18 protein-coding genes are annotated in these 23,977 nt (G+C 52.5%); 6 read left to right on the top strand and 12 right to left on the bottom strand.

The features are described from left to right. Positions 1-7: 7 nt before the first annotated feature. Both EG028_RS26185 and EG028_RS26180 read left to right on the top strand, forming a co-directional pair. Positions 8-412, top strand: coding sequence for a hypothetical protein (locus EG028_RS26185; protein ID WP_120515922.1), 405 nt, complete (start codon positions 8-10; stop codon positions 410-412). 11 nt (positions 413-423) lie between these two features. After that, the gene (locus tag EG028_RS26180) at positions 424-819 is read left to right on the top strand and encodes a hypothetical protein (RefSeq protein ID WP_120515923.1); all 396 of its coding nucleotides are present in this window, start codon (positions 424-426) and stop codon (positions 817-819) included. A gap of 75 nt (positions 820-894) precedes the next feature. Here the strand turns inward: EG028_RS26180 and EG028_RS26175 are convergent, their stop codons facing one another. Together EG028_RS26175 and serA are read right to left on the bottom strand one after the other, a co-directional pair. Continuing rightward, positions 895-1,251: a DUF4260 domain-containing protein gene (locus EG028_RS26175; RefSeq protein ID WP_120515924.1), complete on the bottom strand. Its 357-nt coding sequence runs from the start codon at positions 1,249-1,251 to the stop codon at positions 895-897. A gap of 546 nt (positions 1,252-1,797) precedes the next feature. Then, the gene (gene serA, locus EG028_RS26170) at positions 1,798-3,036 is read right to left on the bottom strand and encodes a phosphoglycerate dehydrogenase (protein ID WP_120515925.1); all 1,239 of its coding nucleotides are present in this window, start codon (positions 3,034-3,036) and stop codon (positions 1,798-1,800) included. A 246-nt stretch (positions 3,037-3,282) separates the two neighbouring features. Here serA and EG028_RS26165 point away from each other — a divergent pair, with 246 nt between their 5' ends. Continuing rightward, complete coding sequence (locus EG028_RS26165; RefSeq protein ID WP_120515926.1) at positions 3,283-4,494, top strand: serine hydrolase domain-containing protein; 1,212 nt, start codon at positions 3,283-3,285, stop codon at positions 4,492-4,494. A 62-nt stretch (positions 4,495-4,556) separates the two neighbouring features. On the opposite strand, the gene EG028_RS26160 is transcribed toward EG028_RS26165, so the two are convergent. The 10 genes from EG028_RS26160 to EG028_RS26115 all read right to left on the bottom strand — a co-directional run bounded on the left by EG028_RS26160 (position 4,557) and on the right by EG028_RS26115 (position 18,028). Beyond that, the gene (locus EG028_RS26160; protein WP_123864800.1) at positions 4,557-5,054 is read right to left on the bottom strand and encodes a hypothetical protein; all 498 of its coding nucleotides are present in this window, start codon (positions 5,052-5,054) and stop codon (positions 4,557-4,559) included. 179 nt (positions 5,055-5,233) lie between these two features. Then, complete coding sequence (locus EG028_RS26155; RefSeq protein WP_120515928.1) at positions 5,234-5,431, bottom strand: hypothetical protein; 198 nt, start codon at positions 5,429-5,431, stop codon at positions 5,234-5,236. A gap of 11 nt (positions 5,432-5,442) precedes the next feature. After that, the gene (locus EG028_RS26150) at positions 5,443-8,559 is read right to left on the bottom strand and encodes an efflux RND transporter permease subunit (RefSeq protein ID WP_120515929.1); all 3,117 of its coding nucleotides are present in this window, start codon (positions 8,557-8,559) and stop codon (positions 5,443-5,445) included. Between the two features lie 6 nt (positions 8,560-8,565). Then, a complete protein-coding gene (locus EG028_RS26145; RefSeq protein WP_120515930.1) occupies positions 8,566-9,654 on the bottom strand; it encodes an efflux RND transporter periplasmic adaptor subunit in 1,089 nt (362 codons plus the stop codon). Between the two features lie 10 nt (positions 9,655-9,664). Further along, a complete protein-coding gene (locus EG028_RS26140) occupies positions 9,665-10,930 on the bottom strand; it encodes a TolC family protein (protein ID WP_120515931.1) in 1,266 nt (421 codons plus the stop codon). A 293-nt stretch (positions 10,931-11,223) separates the two neighbouring features. Continuing rightward, on the bottom strand, positions 11,224-13,764 hold the full coding sequence (locus EG028_RS26135; protein ID WP_120515932.1) for a mechanosensitive ion channel family protein: 2,541 nt from the start codon (positions 13,762-13,764) through the stop codon (positions 11,224-11,226). A gap of 42 nt (positions 13,765-13,806) precedes the next feature. After that, positions 13,807-14,631, bottom strand: coding sequence for a hypothetical protein (locus EG028_RS26130; protein WP_120515933.1), 825 nt, complete (start codon positions 14,629-14,631; stop codon positions 13,807-13,809). Positions 14,632-14,685: 54 nt separating this feature from the next. Continuing rightward, a complete protein-coding gene (locus EG028_RS26125; protein WP_120515934.1) occupies positions 14,686-16,056 on the bottom strand; it encodes a HAMP domain-containing sensor histidine kinase in 1,371 nt (456 codons plus the stop codon). Between the two features lie 8 nt (positions 16,057-16,064). Next, positions 16,065-16,754 (bottom strand): response regulator, encoded by a 690-nt coding sequence (locus EG028_RS26120; protein WP_120515935.1) that lies wholly within the window; start codon positions 16,752-16,754, stop codon positions 16,065-16,067. 287 nt (positions 16,755-17,041) lie between these two features. Beyond that, on the bottom strand, positions 17,042-18,028 hold the full coding sequence (locus EG028_RS26115; RefSeq protein WP_120516028.1) for a cation diffusion facilitator family transporter: 987 nt from the start codon (positions 18,026-18,028) through the stop codon (positions 17,042-17,044). 343 nt (positions 18,029-18,371) lie between these two features. Here EG028_RS26115 and EG028_RS26110 point away from each other — a divergent pair, with 343 nt between their 5' ends. From EG028_RS26110 to EG028_RS26100, 3 genes are read left to right on the top strand one after another with little or no spacing between them, the layout of a single operon-like run. Next, a complete protein-coding gene (locus EG028_RS26110) occupies positions 18,372-21,482 on the top strand; it encodes a SusC/RagA family TonB-linked outer membrane protein (RefSeq protein WP_120515936.1) in 3,111 nt (1,036 codons plus the stop codon). Between the two features lie 18 nt (positions 21,483-21,500). Continuing rightward, on the top strand, positions 21,501-23,147 hold the full coding sequence (locus EG028_RS26105) for a SusD/RagB family nutrient-binding outer membrane lipoprotein (protein ID WP_120515937.1): 1,647 nt from the start codon (positions 21,501-21,503) through the stop codon (positions 23,145-23,147). A 17-nt stretch (positions 23,148-23,164) separates the two neighbouring features. Then, entirely contained in the window at positions 23,165-23,914 is a 750-nt protein-coding gene (locus EG028_RS26100; protein ID WP_120515938.1) for a DUF4397 domain-containing protein, read from the top strand. The last annotated feature ends 63 nt before the right edge of the window (positions 23,915-23,977 follow it).

Raw genomic sequence — 23,977 nt, 5'->3', positions numbered from 1 at the left:
GGAGATCATGAAACTATGCCTTATGGCCGCAGCCTTGCTGCTCGCCCTCACTTCGTGCAAAAAGGATCCGAAAGAAAGTAAATACGAAACCATGGTAAGCCCTGTATACGATACTGAGCTGCTGAACCACACCGGTGGCGGCCTCACCATCAATATGAAAGTGACCTTCGCGGTATTCAACGGCTGCGGCCAGTTCGGTTCGTTTGTGTCTTCCACACAGGCGGATACGCTGGTGGTAAAAGTTTTGGGCCGTTATCCCAAAGAGGCGGTCTGTACCGATGACATTCCGACGCGCACAGCAACCTTTACCAAAACTTACCCTTCGCCAGGCACCTATTACATCAAATGGGTTGGCCCCGGCGCCTGGGGCCCGGAAAGCATGATCCACAGGGATACAATTGTATTACGCTAAAACCTCCGCATATGAAAACAACCTTCCTCGCGGCCGCTGTTACACTGCTGGCTGTTTCCTGCACCAATGATCCGGATCCCATAGTAGAATATGAAAAGACACCGGGATCGGTTGCCAAAACAGAATTGATCGGCGCAGCCAGGGCTGGTGTGCCGGTACAGCTGGACGTCACGTTTTCCCTGCATAACAGTTGCAGTTCATTCGACTCCTTTGAAAGCTGGAAAGAAGCGGATACCCTCGTCGTGAAAGTATGGGGTCTTACGCCGAAAGATTCCGGTTGTACGAAAGAAATCAGGTATCATACCAAAAGATTTACATATACCTATCCCAGCCCCGGTACCTATTACCTGAAATTCATGAGATTCAATGGCAATTTGCACCGCGACACCTTGATAGTGACCCCGTAATGCACCTTTGCTTCACACCTGCAAAGCACCGTGAGATAACTGATATTATGCCGGCGTTGTTGCTGCCGGCCGGTGCTATTTCTTCCCGATGCGGCCCAGGTGGGTATCCTGGAAGCCGGTCACCAGTTTAAGGCCATAACCGAACACACGGTCCATGGAAGAATGGGCGAACAGCACGATCCCCGCAAAGGTCAGCGGCTCCACCTGGAACCAGGTGCCGGCGAAGTAGATCAGCAAAGCCACCCCTTTATGATGGAAAAAATTGTAGACGTAAGCGCCTGTGCGGGTGTTTACGAGGTAACCCAGCATGCTCAGGTCAGGTAATAACAGGCATCCCCAGAACCACCACCACGAAAGGTCGCACTGCTGTACAAACATCAGTAAAGCCAGTAAAAACATGGCGGCTTCTTCCAGTTTCAGCAATTTGGTCATATGTTGATCAATAATTTGAAAAGCAAAACTCCGGAGAATTAGCGGGATAACAAAATTCCGCTTTGGGCGGGTTTTCCGGAACAAAATGCCGCCAGAACGTGAACTATGGCGGTATGATTATTGTTTTTATGTTGATAACCGGGACCTCAAAACCTCCTCCGAAGCAGCTGGTAACATTATTAAAGCCCGGTAAAGTTCAAGGTAATAATCTGCGCGATCTGACCTCAAAAAAGATAAAAATCCCCCAAAAAACACATCCTAAGTCCGGGTAAAGTCCAGGTAAAGTCCAAGTAAAGTCCAAGTAAAGTCCAAGTAAAGTCCAGGTATGCCAGTACAATACTAGTATGAGGCTTGCATCATACTAGCTTCATACCCTATTCATACCTGCGTCATACTCCCTTCTTCACCCTTCTTCATTCCCTTTCCTGCCACCGCCTGACCGCCCTGTCCCCTGTATTCAACCGCGCTAAGTTTTGCAGAGAGGTATTTCCAGGCATAAAAAACGCCCCCTTCATAAGGAGGCGTTTTCTGGCTGATAGCCTGGTATCAGTACAGCATCCTGGCTTTGATGGTGTGGTTCACCTCTTTCAGCAGGGCAAATGCTTCCTGGGAAAGTTTGGAATCCACGTCCAGCACCACGTAACCGATCTGTTCGTTGGTTTTGAGATACTGGCCCAGGATGTTGATATGTTTGCCGGATAATGCGCTGTTGATCTCGGACAATACACCCGGCACGTTCCGGTGAATATGCAGGATGCGGTGTGTATTTTCGATCGGTGGCACACTCAGCGCGGGAATGGTATGAGAGCCGAATGAAGCGCCTTTTTCAAGGTAATTCAGCATCTTGCTGCTTACGTCCAGCCCGATGTTGTGCTGGGCTTCTTCCGTGCTGCCGCCGATGTGCGGGGTAAGGATCACGTTGGGAACCTTCTGCAATGGTGTGCTGAAAGCGGCACCGTTTTTCTCCGGCTCCACCGGGAACACGTCTATCGCCGCGCCAGACAGCTGGCCTTTCTCCAGGGCTTCTTTCAGATCTTCCAGCACCACTACTTCCCCACGCGCATAGTTCAGGAAAATAGCGCCTTTTTTTACGTTTTTCAGCGTCTCTTTATTGATCATATCCGCCGTGCTTTTGTTGGAAGGCACGTGCAGGGAAATAATATCCGATTGTTTGAAAAGGTCTTTTAATGTCCTGATCTGAACCGCATTGCCCATGGGCAGTTTGGTTTCCACGTCATAATAAAGCACGTTCATGCCCAGCGCTTCCGCCAGCACGCTCACCTGGCTGCCGATGTTGCCATACCCCACAATACCGATGGTCTTACCACGCAGCTCGTAGCTGCCGGTGGCTTCTTTCATCCAGGTGCCCTGGTGGGCGGCTATATTTTTGTCCGGGATGCGGCGGATCAGCATGATCGACAGGCCGATCACCAGCTCCGCTACCGAACGGGTGTTTGAATAAGGGGCGTTAAATACGGCCACACCGTGCTCGGTGGCGCTTTTCAGGTCCACCTGGTTTGTACCGATACAAAAACAGCCGATGCCCTGCAGTTTGTTCGCCGCGGCCAGTACGGCCGATGTTACCTGGGTTTTTGACCGGATGCCCAGCAGGTGGACATCTTTCACTTCCCTGATCAGGTCTGCCTCACTAAGGGCGCCTGTGATCTTGCGGGTGTTCACATAGCCCGCTTCTTTGAACTCCGCCACCGCGGCATCACTAATGTTTTCCAATAAAAGGATGTTGATCTTCTCTTTCGGATAACTCGTTAATTTTCTTTGGCTCATGGTGCTGGTTATATTACTGAGAATGACGATGGCATGACAGTTGTGGCTGTAAACATATCATCAAAAGTCACCGCAAACCTAGCGGAGTTTGGGGAGAAATCAAATAAGAGGCCCGGCAAATTAGAGATTGGCGAAAAAAGATGCGTCTTCTTTGGTCTTTTTTAAATAATTTCCACCCTCCAGGCCTATAAAAGGCATGAAAATTGCTAACAATCTGATTTTAAATACTTTTATCAGCAGCACTAAATGAACCGTTCGAAGGCAATTGTACTTCTGGCCATATCCGCCAGCTCTGTGATCTATTCCGCGTGCAACAGCAGCTCTGCACACCGGAACAAAGAAAAAAACGCTTCCAAGACATCTACTTCCATTTATACCATCGGGCTTACAGACGAAGAAAAAACGGCCGTGCTGAACGATCCGCGCAATAAACGCATCAGCCGTGAGGTAGAGGAACTGGTACGCGCCCGGCTGTCTTCCTCCTCTTTCAGCGGCGCCGTGCTGGTGGCAAAAAAAGGGGTGATCCTGTACGAACACTACCAGGGGCTTGAAAATCATGCCACCAAAACACCGGTGACGGACAGCTCCATGTTCCAGCTCGCCTCCGTGTCCAAAACCTTTACGGGTATGGCTGTGCTCAGCCTGCTTGAAAAAGGGAAACTCGGCCTTGAGGACTCCATTCAACATTATTACCCTGATTTCCCATACCCGGGCATCACCATCCGCATGTTGCTAAACCATCGCAGCGGGCTGCCTAATTACCTTTATTTCTGCGACAGCCTCATCAAAGACAAATCGCACTTCCTCACGAACGAAGAAGTGATCGGCCTGATGACAGTACACAAGCCAGCTGTGCAATACCAGCCGGACCGCCATTTTAATTACTGCAATACCAATTACCTCATTCTCGGGGCCATCATCGAAAAAGTGAGCGGCCAGAAGTATGCGGATTATCTCCAGCAGACCTTCTTCGCCCCGCTTGAAATGAACAATACTTTTGTGGCGGATCCCGCGAAGACGCCCCGCCCCCATCAGACCATCAGCCACCTTTCCAGCTGGCGCCCCGAGCCGGACAACAGCTTTGACGGCGCCGTAGGCGACAAAGGCATTTACAGCACGGCGCAGGATATGTTGAAATGGGACCAGGCGCTGTATTCCGGCAAACTCTTCAAGCCCGAAACACTCCAGGAAGCATTTAAACCCTACAGCAATGAAAAACCAGGCATCCGCAATTATGGCCTGGGCTGGCGCCTGCTGGTATACCCGGACAGTACGCAGAAGATCATCTACCACAACGGCTGGTGGCATGGCAACAATACCGTGTTTTACCGTTTTGTGAAAGATTCGGCCACGGTGATCATCCTCGGGAACCGTTATAACCGCGGCATTTACCAGGCGGTAAAACCTTTGCGCGAGATCATCGGGCATAGCGACGGCGAGGAAGCGGGAGAAGAATAAATTACCTGAAACCCTTATTATACAGACAAGCCGGTCCGGATATTCCCGGGCCGGCTCTTTTTTTATATGCCGTTGGCGGTTTCAAACGCCTGCAATGCTTTCTGAAACTCCTCGTCTTTTTGCCGTACAGCGGCCGTTACCTCCTTCTTGGCAATGGCGAGTTGTAAGAGGCTATCCTGCGCCGCGTGGGATAGCTTTTCATCTTTGTCCAGGCTGAGGGCCTGTTGTTCTATTTCCTTCCGCGCGTATATTTCCATCGCCTTCACTGCCGTATAAAAGTTGATGGCGGCCGTTTTCAGCTGTTCACCTTCTTTGACACCAGTGACGGGAAGACTTTTTATCCTGTTGATGATACTGTCTAAGGCTTTTTCTTCGGCATCAACGGCCAGCTGGGCGCCGGTAAAATCGTCTTTTATCAGGCTCTCCAGCTTTTGTTCCGCAGGGCCTCCTTTGCCCACCATAATGGCCAGGGCCCTTCGTTCCTGCTGAACGATCGAATCCCTGAATGCAGTGGCTCTTCCGGATTGGCAGGAGGGTAAACACCATAACAGGGTTAGCAATAAGATATGGGTTATTGTTTTTGCATGCATTAAACAAATATAATGCATACCGGCAAAAAAAATCCGCCCTGCGTTTTCTCATTTACGGCAGGGCGGAGAGGATTAATGCTATGAAACAAGGCGTTTCATAACCATTCTATCAACCTATTTATGCGAACTAAAACCTGTAACCTGTATTGCTATTGTTGCGCCGGGGCTGCTTTTTTAGCCTCGTGTTTTTTACCGGAGTGATGATGCTCCGCTTTTTTTTCTGCTTTATGCTCTTTCTTTTCTGCTTTTTGTTCTGTTTTTGCAGCGGGTTTGCTTTGTGCATTTGCTGCGGAGATGCCACCAACGGTGATCATTGCGGCGGCCATCAGAAACATGATCTTGTTCATTGTGTTTGTTTTTAATTGTTATTGGTAAGTATTAACTTCTTCGATGTGTTTTTGTATGCGCTGTAAAATATCAGCGGGAAAATAAGCAGCGTCAGCACCGTAGCGGTGATCAGCCCCCCTATCACCACGATCGCCAGCGGCTTTTGAGTTTCGGAACCGATGCCATGGCTCACCGCCGCGGGTATCAGCCCTATGGCGGCCATCAGTGCGGTCATTACCACCGGCCTGATACGTTCCTCCACTCCCATCCTGATCGCGTCGTTCAGCGGCATTTTTAATTGCAGGTTCTTATGGAATACGGAGATCAGGATCACCCCGTTCTGGATACATATCCCGAAGAGCGCGATAAAACCCACTCCCGCCGAGATGCCGAAGTTCATGCCGGTAACGTGCAGCGCCAGTATGCCTCCTATGAGCGCAAACGGTACATTCAGTAATATGAGCCCCGCGTCTTTTACGCTGCCCATCATGATGAACAGGATAATAAATATCGCTACCAGGCTTACGGGTACTACCTGCCCGAGGCGCTGCGTGGCGCGTACCTGGTTTTCGAACTCACCCGTCCAGCCGATGGAATAACCTTTCGGCAGTTTCACACCGTTGTTTACGCTGGCCTGCGCTTCCGCAATGGTGCTACCAAGGTCCCGGTCGCGGACGGAGAACTTCACGCCGATAAAACGTTTGGTATCGTCCCGGTAAATGAATGCCGGGCCTGTAAGGGTTTCTATACTGGCGATCTCTTTCAGCGGGATGCGGTTGCCGTTCATTGTGGGCACCATCAGGTTGCGGAGGTCTTCCTCGTCTTTACGGGAATTCTGATCGTAGCGGATACGCACGTCAAACTTCCGTTCGCCTTCGTAGAGCTGTGTGGCGGTTTTGCCGCCGATGGCCATTTCGATGACGGCCTGTGCGTCCGCGGTTTTTACGCCGTAGAGGGCCATCTTCTGTTCTTCAAGGTGCACGCTCATCTCCGGCTGGCCTACGTTTCGCAGGATGCCCACGTCCTTGATGCCGCGTACGCCTTCTATCCGGGCTATTACCTGGTTGGCGAGTTTGTCCAGCTCCTCCAGGTCGTCGCCGTATATTTTTACCGCATTGCTGGCGTTGATGCCGGCCACGGCTTCGGCCACGTTGTCGATGATCGGTTGGGAGTAATTGTACCCCACGCCCTGGTATTGTTTGAGGCGTTTGTCCATTTCTTCCACCAACTGGTCCATGGTGATCTTGCGTTTCCATTCTTCTTTCGGCTTCAGGTTCACCTGGCACTGCACGTAATAAAAACCTGAAGGATCGGTGCCGTCGTTTGAGCGGCCTGTTTGCGAGAGTACGCCGTTCACTTCCGGGAAGCTTGCCAGTTCTTTGCGGAACTTATGCACGAACTTCACGGTTTCGTTCAAGCTCATACTCATAGGCAGCTTCGCCTCCACCCATAATGCACCCTCATTCAACTGGGGCAAAAATTCCGAGCCGAGGAACCGGGCGGAGGCAAAACTAATTCCCATGAACAAAATGGCGATGAGCAAGCTGAGCCTCTTGCGGGCATACGTCCAATTGAATCCTTTCATCACGATCCGGTGGAAAAAATTCACGACCGGGTTATGTCTTTCACGAACATTCTTTTTAAGCAGGATCGATGTGAGCACCGGCACCAGCGTGAGGGTGAACAGCAGGGCGCCCAGCAGGGCAAAACCGAGCGTCCAGGCCAGCGGTGAGAACATTTTACCTTCCACTTTCTGGAAAGAAAAAATGGGCAGCAACGAAATGATGATGATCAGTTTGGAGAAAAACACCGCTTTACCCAGCTCGCCGCCAGTCTTTTTGATCCAACCCATCTTGGCGAGCCGGTTAAAGCGTTCCATCCCGTAATGTTTGGCCTTATGGTCCAGCATGACGAAGATGCCCTCCACCATCACCACCGCACCGTCTATTATGATCCCGAAGTCGATGGCGCCCATAGACAGCAGGTTGGCGCTCATTCCCCTCAGCTTCAGGCAAATGAAGGCGAATAATAATGATAACGGTATGATGATGCCCACGATCAGCGTCGTTCTCCAGTCCGCCATAAAGAGGAATACGATCACGGTCACAAAAATGATCCCTTCCAGCAGGTTATGCATGACTGTCTTCGTGCAATAACTCATCAGCACATCGCGGTCGTAGAACGTAACCATTTTGATGTCCGACGGTAATACTTTTTCGTTGAGCTCGGTTACTTTGGCTTTGATGCGGCCCAGCACTTCGTGCGGGTTTTCGCCTTTACGCATGACGACTATACCCTCCACGATATCATCGTTGTCATCGAGGCCGGCCTGGCCTACCCTGGGAGCGGAGGTTTCCCGCACGTCCGCCACGTTTTTCACGAGAATGGGCGTGCCGTTGATATTCTCTACGATGATGTTTTCAATATCCCTGATATTATCCAGCAGCCCGATGCCCCGCACAACATACGCCTGGCCGTTCTTTTCGATCACATCGCCTCCAACGTTGACGTTGCTTTTGTTGGCGGCTTCGTAAAGCTCCAGCGGCGTGATGTTGTATTTCGCGAGGCGCACAGGATCCGCCGTAATCTCGTATATCTTTTCCTGTCCCCCGAAGGCCACCACGTCCGCCACACCGGGCACGCTGCGCAGCTGGCGGTCTATCACCCAGTTCTGGTAAGTGAGCAGGCCCCGGCTGTCCCGGTGGTCGCTTTTGAGCCAGTAGCGGAACACTTCACCCGTGGGGCCGTATGGCGGCTGCACTTCAGGCTCCACTGTTTCGGGCAGGCCCACGTTGCGCAGCATATTGTTCACCTGTTGCCGCGCAAAAAAATCTTCCACATCGTCTTCAAAAATGATCTTGATCACGGAAAGGCCGAACATGGAAATGGAACGTACGCTGGTCTTGCGTTGCACGCCGTTCATGGATATCTCTATGGGCGTGGTCACGAACCTTTCCACTTCTTCCGCGCTGCGGCCGTTCCATTCCGTTACGATCACGATCTGTGTGTTGGTCACGTCCGGGAAGGCCTCAATGGGCGTGTGGAGGAAAGCCACTACCCCGCCGACACTGAGCACCGCCAGCATGAAGAACACGAAGAACTTGTTCCTGAGCGAAAAGCCTACAATATTTCTGATGAATCTGTTCATGTGCTGTTAGTCGTTCAACGCGTCGTAGATCAGTAACTGGTTCCGGGAGATGATCTTATCCCCGGGCTGGAGGCCGCGGCTGATGTACGACGTTTCGTTCAGCGCCTTGGCCACTTTTATTTCTCTTGTATCGATGTTGAATTTGTCGCGGAATACCATCACGAAATTTTTGCCTTTGTCGAAGATGACGGCGGAGCTGGGAATGGCGGGCATTTCGGTGCCTTCGCGGTAGCGCAGCAGCACGGAAGCGAACATCTCGGGTTTGAGCAGCATGCCTTCATTGTCCAGCCGGATGCGCACCTGCATGGTTTTGGTATCCGGGTCCAGTACGTTGTATACCTTGTCTATCCGGCCATGGAAAAGCCTGTCCGGGTAACTGATGGTAGAAACATCCGCCGGGTAGCCTTCTTTGACGCGGGAGATGTCCGTTTCGAACACGTTGGCCATGATCCACACATCATCCAGTTCTGAAATGGTGAACATGTGCTGGCTGTTGTCCGAGCGCAGTTCCATCCCGTTGTTGATGTTCTTTTCTATCACGTATCCGCTGATGGGGGCCGTCACGATGGATGTGGAGCCGCTGCCTTTGCGGTAGATCTGCAACAGTTCATTGAGCCGGGCTATTTCCGCTTTGGCTTTGTTCAGCTCTCCTTCCGCGTTTACCACGTCCTTTTCGGTGGACAGCTGGCTTTTATAGAGATCCTGGGCCACTTTCAGGCCCTTTTCGGCCACGGCCAGGTCGGATCCGGCCTGGGACAGCTCTTTGTCATAACCGGCTATTTCCCCGCTCTGGATCACGGCCAGCACCTGTCCTTTTTTTACATAATCGCCCAGCTGTACTTTGATATCCTTTACGTAGCCGCTCACCAGGGGGTATAGTTTCAGCACTTTGCTCATATCGGGCGTAACCTTGCCGGAAAGGCGCAGTTCGCTTTCCACGGGTTTGATCACGGTGGTATCTATTTTGATGGACGCCATCATCGTGTCGCTGAGCACAAAGGTGGTGGCGGCCGTGTCTTCCGCCTGCGTATGCCTGCAGCCCGTCCATCCGGCGATGGCGGCGATGAGCGCAATGGGAAGTATATATCTTTTCATTGTCAAAGCGTTAATTCACAGTGTTGAATAATTGGGTGCCGGTCGTGTAGTTCAGTTCTTCGTATGCCAGCACACGATCGTTCAGGAACTTGTTGGTATGTTTTACGTGATCGCTGTAGCTGTTGAAATAGTCGATGAATTGCAGCAGGGAGATATTCCCCTTGCGGAAGTTCGACGCTACTTCGGCGATCAGCTGATCGTATTCGGTGTTGAAGGATTTAAGATCGGGCCAGCCGGAGCCTTTTTCGAGGAACTGTATCCTGGTAAGGGCGTTGGCCACTTCCGCGCTTACGTTGAGGCGTTGCTGCTGAAAGAGCGCGTCCTGCGCTTTTATTTCGCTGGCGGCGGAGCGGATATTGCCTTTGTTCCGGTTCCAGAGCGGGAGATCGATGCCAAGCGTCATGCCCACGAAATTGGCGGCATAGCTGCCGTTTTTATCATAGGTGGCGCCTACATGCAGGTCCGGTACAGCCAGGGCTTTTTGCAGCCTGTAGTTCACGTTCGCCTGCTGCAACTGCGTGTTTGCCAGGGCAAGGTCCGGCCGGTTGGCCAGGGCGGTATCGGTGAGCGATTGCAGCGTGAATGACCCTATCGTATATTGCTGCAATACGTCACCGGCCACCACTGGCGTTACCGGGAGCGGACTTCCCAACAATGTCTGGAGGTTAAGCGAAGCAGCCAGTTCCTGCTGGCGCAGATCGGTATAATCATTGGCGATGCCCACCTGGAGGGCTTGCAGGCGGATCACATCCGCATGGGCCACGCTGCCTTTGCTATCGGCTTCCCGGTAGGCATCTAAAATTTTCTGGAGATTGCTGAGCTGTTCACGGAGGGTCTTCTCCGTTTCTTTCAGGAAATACAACTCGTAATAACTGCTGCGCAATTGCAGGCGCAGGGTACGCATCAATTCATCAAAGGCGGCGGCGGACGAAGCTGCGTTCCATTGAGCCAGTTGTACCTGTTTGTTCCTTTTGCCTGCCAGTAAGATCAGCTGGTCTATATTGCCTTCAAACTGTCCGCCGCTGCCTATATTGAAGGGCTGCACCTTATTGAGGGTACCAAAGCCCAGGGTGGTCGAAAAAGAGGGATTGTTCCATTTACGGGCCTGGTCTATGAGCGCGTTGTCCGCGTCCACATGATACCGTTGGGCCAGTAACTGTAAGTTGTTTTGCAGGAACTGTTTTTCCGCTTCCGGTAGCGTAAGCGGCTGAGCGTCCTGCGCCATCGCTGCTTTTGTAGTGAGAATGATCAGTACTATAATCCGGAGCCGTTTCATTGACACAAAGCTCCATACTGCGAATTAAAGCGGGCTTTAAAGGAGATTAAAAAGGGATTAAAAAAAATTAAGGGGGGTACGAATTAAAATAATCTGCACTGAAAGTGCAAAGCCCGCCATTGCGAGGAGCAGCAGCGCTAAAGTGGGTGGGGCGACGAAGCAATCTCCTGCTGCGAATGGATGTACGCCAGTATCTGGAGATTGCTTCGTCGCAGCTCCTGCACAGATCCCCCGCTGCTCCTCGCAATGACGAGCTTTTCACAACGACGCGCCAAACTCAAGACGGAGCTATATTATGCCTCCGGCTTCGCTGGCGGCGTGGTGGGCATATCCCGCACATGTATATCTCTTTGCGGGAAAGGGATCACGATGCCGGATGATGTAAATGCGCGGTCTGTTTTGGAAATGATGTCGCTGGTCACCATGAGGTGTTCGCGGATATTGTGCACCCAGAAGATCATTTTAAAATTAATGGAATTGTCCCCAAAGGAGCGCGCCACCACGAGCGGCACAGGCACGGGCATGATCCTGTCGTCGTCTGAAAGTATATCGGTCAGGATGGTTTTTACTTTTTCCAGGTTGGTGCCATACGCCACGCCCACGTCCAGTTCCACCCGTTTGATGTTTTTGTTCATGGACCAGTTCACCAGGTGCTGGCTCAGCAGTTCTCCGTTCGGTATGATGATGCAGGCGCCGTCTACGCTCACCACGATGCTGCTCCGGAACCCGATGGATTTCATAGTAGCGGATTTGCCGTTTATTTCGATGATATCTCCCACGTTTACGGGTTTCTCGAATGCGATGATCAGCCCGCTCACGAGGTTGTTCACCAGGCTTTGCAGGCCCAGGCCCACGCCTACGCCCAATGCGCCGAGGATGATGGTGATCCTGTCTATCGGTATGCCGGTGGCTGCGAAAGCCAGGAACAGGCCAAGGCAGATAATAAAGATACGGATGAGTAATATCCAGCTGCCCCAGGCGAGACGGCCTTTTTTGGCGTCACCCTGAGTGGGCGTTTCCGTGGCGAAGTAAGACACGATGCGGGACAGCAGGGTGGCGCAGACCAGGATCAGGGTGAATATCAGCAGGCTGTTGATCGTAAAGTCATATTGCCCGAGCGTGCGTTCGCGCGATAAAAAGCTGTTCAGCGGGTCCGAGAGCATCCTGAAACTGTAGAAATTCCTGCCTACCAGTATAAACCAGCCCAGCACCAGCAGCACATAAAAAAAACGCGGCACTTCCGTACCTACTTTCTGGAAATTGAGCAGCTGGAATTTCTGATCCGTGTGCCGGTATACGACATTGGCGAGGCGCAGCAGCTGGTTCAGTAGCCGCACGGTCCAGAGGAACAGGATGGCGATCACCACGCCGGCGAACCCGCTGATCAGGAAAGTTTTGGCAAGGTTGTGCCGCCCGAAGGCGTTGAACAGGACGGACGCTATTTCCATTACGGTTACAAAGCCGATAAAATAGAGGATGTATTTTTCACGGAGTTCATTCTTACGTTTGCTCATCAGTACGAAGGCCGTGTAAATGGCGCCGGCAAAGGCCAGTGCGAGCATGATATAACGCTCCGTCCTGGAAGCCTGAAGGACGAGGTTGACCACGCATGCCAATACAAAAAACAGGATCAACGTGATCCAGAAACGCATCCAGTATGGTGTGACGTAGTTGCTGAATATAAAACAGAGGCTGATGGCCGGCGCGAGCCAGAACAGGCAGGCGATCACAAACGGAGGGCTGGGGAAAATGAACTGAAAGATGCCGGATACCACCAGGATAGCGGAATGCAAGGGGTACTTTGTCACCAGCTGTGCTTCCGATGTTCCTTCATGCAGGCCTTCCCTCAGGATACTGCGGCGGAGCGCGCGGATAAACAGGTAACACAGCGCGAGCAGCGCAAAAAAGAGCATAAAGCGGCCTGCATAGTCGCGGATGTAAAATGAGAAGGCCAGTTTTTCCTTGGCCCATGAGAATTGCAGGATCTCCCGGAAAGGGCGTGAATAACCGACCGGCCCCCAGATGTTATTAAACTCCCTGCTGAAAGTTTTTTCGGACAGGTCTTTCCGGTATCTTTCTATGTCTTCCAGTGCGGACCGTAGTGTAAATACCATGGGGTCCAGCTTCAGCTGAAGGTCCTGCACACGGGTGATAGCCTGTTTCAGGCTGCTGTCCGCCGGGACTATTTCGCGGGCGGTGAGCAGCAGCCGGCCCACATAATGCACGGTGGTGGCGGAGTCTGAAGAAAAACGGTACAGTACCGGGTCGCTGTTCAGCGAATCGAGTTTATCTTTAAACCCGATCAGGTCGTTGGCGTATTTATTCAACGTTTGCTGCCGGTGCGCCATGGTTTTATACAGCTCGGCGAGAATCGACGCGGACACGCTGAGGTTCCGCTGCGTCTGGTTGCTGCCTTTGTTTTCAAACACACCGTCTTTTACGATAGCAAAATATGCCATACTTTTCTCCAGCTCGCGGGCCACGCCCACCGTATCTATTCCATCCCTGAGGTACAGCTTCGCCTCCCCGATCGTTTTTTTCAACAGGCTCAGCAGCTCATTCTGCCGGATAGAGATACGGCCTTCCTTATATTCCCGCTGGCTTTTCACCTCTTCGATCTCCCCAAAACGCTGCAGATCATCGATCCATTTAGGACGGAGAGTATCCCCCGCCAATGAATCCAGTACCGACTGTGCTATGGATACTGGCGGCGCTGCCCGGTTGCCCGTATTCGTAGAATCCGTGGCATCCTGCGCCATCAGCGGCAGAAAACCGTGCAGGAAGAGGAACAATAAACCAATAAAAATGTATGATCGTTTATACAGTTTCGCCATGATGCTGGTTGTGCCCGGGAATATAATGCCGGTCCGGGTTTTTTATTTCTGGTAAAGCGGTGTTCTTTTTAATAAATATTCCAGTGTGTTCTGGTAAGCGTCCTGCGTATTGAAGAACGACCTGCGCGACTGGCTGTACACGGTGGCGCCGGCGTCGTTGTAGATATTCAGGTTCAGGTTCGTTTCAAAGTTCTGCTGGCTGGAGGAAAAGGTGGAGCCGGACACTTTTTTATCCTTGTCTTTATCCTTCACATCGGCATTGGCGGTGGAATAACTCGTTTGCGTGGTGCTGTTCATCAGTACGGTGCCTTCCACGACGTATTCCACACCCAGCAGGTTGCAGAGGTCGGTCATCGTATAGTTTTTGATGTTCTCCCTGGTGACGCCCCCTTTGGCCAGCATGGCGTTTGACGTACGGGGGTCCAGTATGCTGAGCTGGCCGGCGTGTTTGTTCATGTAGGAAAAACAATCATTCTGCACTTTCAGGCTTATTTCATCGGCGGCATTCTGCCCGTCCCTCACGAAACCGAACGGCAGGATGGCTACCTTGTTATGATGCGATTCCCCGGAGGCGGGCGCTCCGCCGGTATTGGCATTTCCCGCGGCGGGGGCGGCGGGTTTGTTAAAAAACTCTATCCTGCCGCTGCTGAAGGTTATTTTCTGTATCTCGGCCTTTTTGATGGCGTAGACCAGCGTTTCGTTCGCATACACGAATTTTACTTCGTCGTCGGTGATCTCGGTTACTTTTCCCGTCAGTTCATCGCCATTCACTTTGAGGATGACGTCCGGTTTGGTTGTTTGGGCGGGCTGCTGCGCGTTAGCAAATACGGTCAACAAGAGCATTCCAATGATCAGCATATATTTCATTTCCTCGGGTTTGTGGGGTGTTTAAAAAGGTTACTCTCTAATATACGGAATTTTTCAGACGTGGGGCAACTGCACGGTGAACGTGGAACCCTCGCCCGGTATGGAAAACAGGCTGATCTTCCCTTCATGCAGCTCGATGATCTTTTTGCAGATGGACAGCCCCAGCCCGTGCCCTCTCGTCATCTGCCCGTTGCTGCCCCTGAAGAAAGGCTCGAACACACGGCTCTGCTCCTCCTGTGGGATGCCCAGGCCGTGGTCCTTTACATGTACAATAATGTATTTATCGTTGAAGTCGATGGTAACTTTGGCGGACTGGTCTTCGGAGAATTTGCAGGCATTGTCCAGCAGGTTGAGGAAAAGTACTTTCAGCAGCGTTTCGTTGCCATTGCTGGTGAGATAGGTATCCAGCTCGGGCTCGCGGAGGAACTGGATCTCCACCTTGCCCACGGGTCTTCTTTTTTCGCGTATCTGCTCGCCGGTTTCCCATAGCAGTTCGTCCACACGTACAGGGGTGAATACAAATTCCTTGCGGCTCAGCTCCGATTGTGCCAGCTGTAGCAGGCCGTTGGAAAGATCGGACAGGCTCTGGGCGTCTTCCAGTACGGAATGTAATACCACGGCGTACTCCGCCCCTGTCCTGTCTTTGGCCAATGCTACCTGCAGCTGGCTGATAATAGCCGCCAGCGGGGTGCGCAGCTCGTGGGAGGCGTTGCTGACAAAACTTTTCTGCAGGTCAAAACTATGGCTCAGGCGCTGCAACATCGTGTTGAAGTTCGCGCCCAGCTGGGCTATTTCATCTTTGCCATGTACGTCTACTTTGACGTCCTGGAGGTTGTTCGCATTGATGGAGTCCACCTGCTGCACGAGCCTGTCTATGGGCTGCACCATCTTTTTGGCGAAGAAGTACCCCACTCCCACCAGCAGCAGCACGGCTACGAGCAGCTCTATCACGAGGATGCGGCGGAGGTTCTGCAGGTTCTGGAAACCGTATTTGTCAAAGGAGGACACGATCACGAGTACGGACACATTGTCCTCCGTATAAAAGATACCGGCGGTTTCGCCCTCGCTGTCGTTGTGGAGATAGGATTTATGCTGTTTGACATAATCCAGCAGGTGTTTGGGCGTGCGTACGGCCGTATCCCGCATATTGGTGTACAGGAGGTCGTAATTTTCGCTGTACACGAGGATGGTTTCGCGGTAGAGGTCCTGGAACGTGGTTTTGTCCAGCTTGCGCAGCAGGCTGATCTGTACATGATCGTTTTCGATGATTACGCTGCCAATGGAGCGGGCGCGGTATTCCAGGCGGTCCTGGTACTCTGCCCTGCGGCTTTCCGCGGAGAAATAATAGGACAACCCGGCAAATGCGATCAGCAGTAATGCGGCGGACAGTGTGTAATAGACGGCTATTTTATACTTTATGTTCAAACCGGGCGCTATTGTTCTTCTGAAATATAATACCCCATGCCTGTTTTGGTATGGAGCAGCTTCAGTTCAAAGTCTTTGTCTATTTTTTTACGGAGGAAATTCATATATACCTCTATCACGTTCGTACCTGTGTCAAAATCGATATTCCAGACCTTCTCGGCGATGGAGAGTTTGGAGATCACTTTCCCTTTGTGAAGGGCCAGCAGCTCCAGCAGCTGGAATTCTTTGGCGGTGAGGGGTATCTTTTTACCGGCGCGGGATACTTCTTTCCTTTCGCGGTCTATTTCAAGGTCCGCGATGATGAGTTTGTAGCGTTGTGTGGCGGATACGTCCGCCCCGGCGCGTTTGAGGAATACGCGGATGCGGGCCAGCAGTTCCCGGAAATCGAAGGGTTTGACGAGGTAATCGTCCGCGCCCAGCTCAAAGGCCTGCATTTTGTCATCCATGCCGCCGAGGGCGGTAAGCATGATGACGGGCACCTTGCTGTTTCGCCGGCGGATCACTTCGCAGATCTCATAGCCGTTGTGATGCGGCAGGTTGAGGTCGAGAATCACGAGGTCGTAATCCTGGCTGGCGGCCAGTCCCTTGCCGATGCGGCCGTCATAGGCCACGTCCACTTCAAAGCCGTTTTCTTCCAGCCCCATTTTGACCGCATTGGCCACTTTCACTTCGTCTTCCACGATCAGGATCCTTTGCATAATCTGCTAAGCTAGGAAAAATTGAATAATCCGGGCGGCCGGGGAAAGGAAAAAACAAATACGGAGTAACGGTAACGGATGCCCTGTTTGTCTATTATGTATGTGGCTGCTGTTGGCGGCCGGAGCAAAGGTATGCTCCCGCCGGGCCGGTACGCCCGGATAATAAGGCTGGTAGCGGATGTCAAAATGAATGTTTGGGGCTGATATGCCCAATAATAAGACTGGTAGCAAATATCAAGCGGTATGTTTTGGGCTGATATACCCGATAATAAGACTGGTAGCAGATTTTACGCAGTATGTTTCCTGTTGGGCAGTACATTTTCCCGCGTCCAGCCGATGGTATGTTCGTAAGGATGGCTTCGCACAGGGCATTCCATGAGGGTGCAGTGCGGGCAGCTGCTGGGAATGCAGGGGTCCACATGGATAAAAAACTCCACTTCGTGGCCTTCCAGTTCTTTGTTCACCAGGTTTTCCATGGCTTTGATCTCCTCGTGCACGAGGGTAAGCTCGAGGTAATATGGCAGCGTTACGTGGCAGTCTATGTGATAATTATTGCCATACTGCTGTACGCGCATGTTGTGTACGTCAATCCAGTTGGGATGTTCGTGCCGGTGACGGTTCAGGATGCCGATCACCTGGTCCACCACCTTCATATCGGTTTCGTCCATGAGGCCTGAGATAGACTGCCGCATGAGCTGGTAACCTTTCCGCAGGATGAGTATGCCCATGGCTGCGGACACGGCCGGGTCCAGCCAGCGGAGGCCGGTATAATGAATGATGACCAGCGCGGCAATGAGGGCCACGGAACTGTAAGCGTCCGTCAGGATATGCTGCCCGTTGCCGCTGAGGGTGATGGAACGCAGGTTCCGCCCGCTCTTCACCAGGTAGATCCCCAGCAGGAGGTTCGCCACGGAAGTGCCGGTGATCAGCCAGATGCCGTGGCCTATTTTTTCCAGTTCCGGCTGCATGATGAAGTACTGGCCAGCCTTAAAAAGAATGAGAATGCCCGCAATGAAGATCATGGCTCCTTCGAAACCTATGGAAAAGAATTCCACCTTGCCATGGCCGTACGGATGATTTTCATCTTTCGGTTTCCCGGTCAGGTAAATGCTGTAACAGGCAAAACCTCCGGCCACCACATTGATAATGGATTCCAGCGCATCCGAAAGGATGGCCACGGAATGTGTAAAAAAATATGCCACGAACTTGGCAACCGTCAGCAACAGGCTGATGCCGAGGGATAGCAGTATGATCCGCAGTTCTTTCCTGATCAAGTTCAGTTTTGTTGGTAACAGCAGCAAAGAAAAGATAAAATGAGCGAGAATGCCACTTTGGAAGGGTTTTTTATTCCGTTTAATTTCATTAAATTAGATGAAGTTGAACAGATTGCCCGATTCCTAATTTCGCTAAAATCAAAGTCTAAAGCTACAGCTAACAAGTACCCGACACAAGACAGTAATAGAGAAAGAACCAAATGTTTATGGCATCCATCACCAGTTTTACTCCGGCCTGAACCGGGGTATGCCGGCATATTGTGTTCAGTAAACCCCAATGTTCCTTTAAGTATTTAACGGGTCGAATCGCTTTTATTTCATAACTACCAAAATCTCTGTCAAAATGATGAGACGTCTATTCCTCTTCCTTTTACTGCTGGGGATCATTCCCGCTGTACAGGCGCAGAACACGGTGCGCGGCACTGTAACGGCCGCCGAAGACCGGGCCCCTCTCCCCGGCGTAACGGTGCGCATACAGGGCACCAGTACCGGCGTGGCCAGCGACGCCAACGGAAACTACAGCATTGCCGCCAGCCCGGGCCAGGTGCTGGTTTTCAGTTTTCTCGGCTACGTTCCCAAAAACGTGACCGTCGGTAACAACAATACCATTCACGTAGAACTGCTCGTGGATCAGAAAAACCTGCAGGAGTTTGTAAAAACAGCTTACAACATTTCCAAAGATCCGCGCTCGCTTAGCTCCTCCGTTCAAAAAGTGGACGGCGCGGACGTAGCGCAGACGCAGCGTGAAAACTTCATCAACGGCCTGGCCGGCCGTGTAGCCGGCGCTACCATCACCGGCACTTCCGGCGCCCCGGGCTCCAGCTCGCAGATCGTACTGCGCGGCGCCACCTCCATCGGCGGCAACAACCAGCCCCTGTTCGTAGTAGACGGCGTACCGTTCGACAACCAGACGCTGAACCAGGAATCGCTTATCAGCGGCCAGAGCGTATCTTTCGCCAACCGCAACTCCGACTATGGCAACCGCGCCATGGACCTCAACCCCGAAGACATTGAAAGCATCACTGTATTAAAAGGCCCCGAAGCGGCCGCGCTGTATGGCTCGGACGGTGCTTCCGGCGCCATCCTCATCACCACCCGCCGCGGCAAAAGCGGGCGGGCGACCGTTACCTACGACAACAATTTCCGTTTTGAAGACGTATACATGTTCCCGGATGTACAAACTACCTACAGCCGCGGGCTGAACGGCGTAGCGGACGACAATGCCACCGTGAACCCGTTTTCCTTCGGCGCCATGTCCGCCTTTTTCGGGCCGAAGTACAACATGGATACCACACAGTTCTACGACAACTTCGACAACTTCTTCCAGAGCGGCTTCCAGCAACGGCACAGCCTGACGGTGGATGGCGGCAATGAAAAATATACTTTCCGCATGAGCTCCAGCTACCTGGATCAAAAAGGCGTGGTGCCCAACACCTCTTTCAGCCGCGGAACCGTACGTCTCTCCGGCTCCGCCAAAGTGAGCCCGGTGTTTGATATGAACGGCTCTTTTACCTACACCAATTCCACTACGGACAAAGGTTCTAAAGGTGCGGGCAGTTATTTCCTGACACTGCTTACCTGGCCGGTGGACGATGATGTACGCAATTATATGAACCCGGACGGCAGCCGTAAAACGCTGCGTGGTGTGGCGTACAACTCGGAGTTCGACAACCCGTTCTGGGACGTGAACAAAAACGTGTCCAACGACCATACGGAACGTTTCACCGGTAACCTCACGCTGAATCTCAACCCAACAAACTGGCTCACCTTCAGCGGTATCGCCAGCGCGGACATCTATACCACCGACGGGTTCTTTATGACGCATCCGCAATCCCGCTACGGTTTTGCAAGCAACGGTTTCCTTTCCGGGCAGGACATCCTGACACGTAACTTCAGCGGCATCATCCGTGGAACCGCGAACAAAACCTGGGGCAAGTTCGGCAACATCCTCACCGCCGGTTTTGCATTCGATGACTTCACCACGGAGATCAATGCGTATAAAGGCGAACGTTTTTACGAACCGGAATTTATCTCCATCAACAATACGGACCCGCTCAGCCGTGACGCCAAACTCACTTATTCCAACATCCGCAAGATGCGTTTCTTCGGCAACTACGAGGTGAGCTGGAACCGGCTGCTGTATTTATCCCTGGCGGGTTCAAGAGAAGGCAACTCTACTTTTATGAGCCGGTTTGTGGACAAAGATCCTTTCTTTAACTACGGCGCGGCGGGTCTGAGTTTTGTATTCTCCGACCTGTTGAAGAACTGGAAATGGCTGAGTTATGCCAAAGCGCGCATTTCATACGCCACCACCGGTAAAGGCCCCGCTACGCCTTACGTGATCGACTACACGATGCAGTCGCAGATCACCACGGGCGGCGGTTATGCCTATGGTTTTACGGGTAACAACCAGGGGCTGGTACCGGAAAAGACCAAAAACTTCGAGTTCGGCGCCGAGCTAAAATTCTTTGACAACCGGCTGGGCATAGACATCACGCGTTATTCCCTGCGGAGCAGCAACCAGATATTGTCTGCCCGCGCCAGTTATGGCACCGGGTATGTGATCAAATACCTGAACGGCGGCCTGGTGGAAAACCGTGGCCTGGAGATTCAGCTCACCGGCGACCCGATCCAGACGACCAATTTCCGCTGGCATGTGTTGGCCAACTTTGACCGCAACAGGGGCCAGATACTGGAAATGCCCGCCAGCCTGCCAACCTATTATGATTCGGACACCTGGGTGTTCGGCAACCTGCGTTCCCAGGCATACAAAGGCGCGTTCACCGGTAACCTGAGCGGTTACAGCCTCCGCCGCAACAGCAAGGGCCAGCTGCTGATCAATCCTTCATCCGGGCTGCCTGTATCGTCCGGGGACTTTGTGATCGTGGGCGACCGCCAGCCTGATTTTAAAGTGGGGCTTATCAATGAGTTCACATACAAAGACTGGAGCCTGAGCTTTAACCTGGATTTCCGCAAAGGCGGCGATGTGTTCAACGGCAACGAATATTACCTGTACCTGGCCGGCCTCAGCAAACGCACGCTGAACCGCGAGGAACAATTTGTGATCAACGGCGTGCTGTTGGACGGGCTGGAAGAATCCGCCAAACCCACGCCCAACAACATCGCGGTGAACCCCTATTACAGAACTGATTACTGGAACTCTACTTCCGCAACAGAAGCGGACTTCATCGAATCCGTGGACTGGATGCGCCTGCGCGATGTGACGCTGATGTACCGCCTGCCGCGTACGCTGCTGGCCCGTCAGAAAGTGATATCCAATGCTTCTGTGTTCATCACCGGCACGGATCTGTTCATGATCACCAATTACACCGGCGCGGACCCCAGCGTGAATGCGAACACAGCTTCCAACCGCGGGTATGGTGGGGCCGGAATCGACTTCGGCTCCCTGTCCACCCCGAGGGGGATCAACTTTGGCGTAAAAGTGCAGTTCTAAGACCTAAAAAACATTACCATGAAACGAATATTCATCATACTATTCTTCTTACTCACCGTACTGGCGGGTTGTAAAAAGTGGCTGGATGTGAACAGCGATCCCGATACCCCGCAGAACCCGGACGCCGCATCCGTATTTCCCACGCAGCTGGCGGGCATACCACGCGGGACACAATATGACGCCAGGTATATTGGCCGTTATATCCAGAACTGGAATTCAGATCTCAGCACCCGCGCCGCGGACGTGAACTTTGACAGGATGGGGTACACCGGCGCCAGCGACGCCAATGGCGACATATGGCGGCAGACCTATTTCGGGCTGGGGCAAAACCTGCGTTATATCATCACCGTGGGCCGCGACAAAGGCCAGTGGGATTACGTAGGCGCTGCTTACGCGCTGATGGCCTTTATGTTCCAGAGCTGCACCGATCACCATGGAGAAATCATCTTCACCGAGGCGTTCAAGGAAAACACGGCCATCTTTAAATTCGACGGGCAGGATACGGTATACAACGGCGTACGCGTATGGTGCGATTCCGCGTTGTTTTACCTGAACCGTACCGACCTGAACCCGGCGAACAACAAACTCAGCCGTGGCGACTACGCCCTTGGCGGCAGCAACCAGAAGTGGATCAAATTTGTGAACGGCATCCTGGCGCGCAATTACAACCATCTTTCCAACAAAACGATATACGACCCCGCCAAAGTGATCGCATACTGCAATGCCTCCCTGGCCTCTATCGACGATGATTTCATGATCCCCTTCGACGCCACCAAAAACGACGATACCAATTTCTTTGGCCCTTACCGGAATAACCTGACGTTTTTCAGGCAAAGCAATTTTATCGTGCAGCTGCTGGACGGGACTATCCTGGCGGGAGATACCAGCGTGTATGAGAACCGCGACCCGCGTATCCGTCATATGTTGTCCACCAGCAATGACACGACGAACGGCAACGGCGGCTACCGCGGCGTGGACCCCGGCGCGGGCGACCCGAACGCTTCCGGCACGGCCAATGCCAGGAAACGCGTGGCAGTGCCCTGGGGAGACAGCATCTATGAAAACCCCAGCGCCAACGTATTTACACCGAATGGTGGTAAATATCTTTTCAGGGATAAAGTGGTATCGCCGGTGATGACCTATTCCGAGATACAGTTTATCAAAGCCGAAGCGGCTTACCGCATGGCGGATTATACCACGGCGCTGGCAGCATACACCGAGGGGATCAAAGCGCATTTTGCTTTTATCAATAATTCCAAAATGCCGCGGAACAATAACGTGCTCTACAACGGTTCCACTATTTCCAACACACAGCGGGACATTTACCTGAACAGCCCGAACGTAAAACGGACGGCGGCGGATCTCACCATGGCGGACATTATGCTGCAGAAATATATCGCGCTCTGGGGATGGGGCTTTACCGAAACCTGGGTGGACATGCGCCGGTTCTACTACGGCGTAATACCCGACCCGAGGAACGGCCTGCCGGTGTACAAAGGATTTGTGTTGCCCGCTACCCTCTCCTCGCAGAACTTAGGACTGCTGGTATGCAGGGCGAGGCCCAGGTACAATTCAGAGTATGTCTGGAACCAGGACGAGCTGGCTCGCATCGGCGCACTGGAGATAAACTATCATACAAAACCAATGTGGTTCATGGTTCCCTAACGTAAATCTGTCTAAATATGAAAGCAACATACATCATCGGATTAATAGCGGGCGTTTGTTTTATGACGGCGGCCTGCAAAAAAAATACTTTCCATATCACGGAGCGTACGCCCGTGGAAAATATGGTGAGGCTGAAAGTGGGCATCTTCACTCCCAGTGTGAACAATCCCGGGGTACAGATAAAAGTGAACGGCCAGCGGGTAAGCAGCATCGTGGCATATCCCACACCATTTCCCGGCGGCGGGCTGAACACCGGCGGGTCGAATAACAGCGATTACCTGAACGTAGCGCCCGGCGAAACGAACGTGGACGTGAGCGCGCCGAAAGTAGGCACGGATGTGGATTCCGTGAATGTGCTGAACTTTTCCCAATCGCTGGCGGCCAATAAACGGTACACGCTGTATGTGACGGATACTGTACCCAATGCCGTGGGCGTAATGGTGGACGATGATACCGAGGCGCCGGACAGCCTGGCCCGTATCAAATGCCTTCACCTGATGCCGAACGTGGCGGCGGTGGACTTCTACCAGGGCACCGTGCTGATTGCGGCCAATGTGGCGTACAAACAGGTGACGGAGTACAGGAACGTTCCGAACGGCACGTATATTTATTACATCCGTGAGGCGGGCACCGGCCCTACCGGCGCGATACTGGCCAGCAGGAGCATTGCCACGAGCAACCAGCGCATCTATACATTTTTCTCACGCGGTTACAAAGGCACCACGGGCGTCCGTGCGCCAAACGTATCCGCACTGATCGTGCAATAAGATCCCGGTGTATCAGATATTCAAAAAGGGCGGCCCGTTGTGGCCGCTCTTTTTTTATCTTCG

Origin of the sequence: Chitinophaga barathri, assembly GCF_003807585.1 — a bacterium.
Lineage (GTDB): Bacteria > Bacteroidota > Bacteroidia > Chitinophagales > Chitinophagaceae > Chitinophaga > Chitinophaga barathri.
This window is presented reverse-complemented; position numbering and strand designations above follow the sequence as displayed.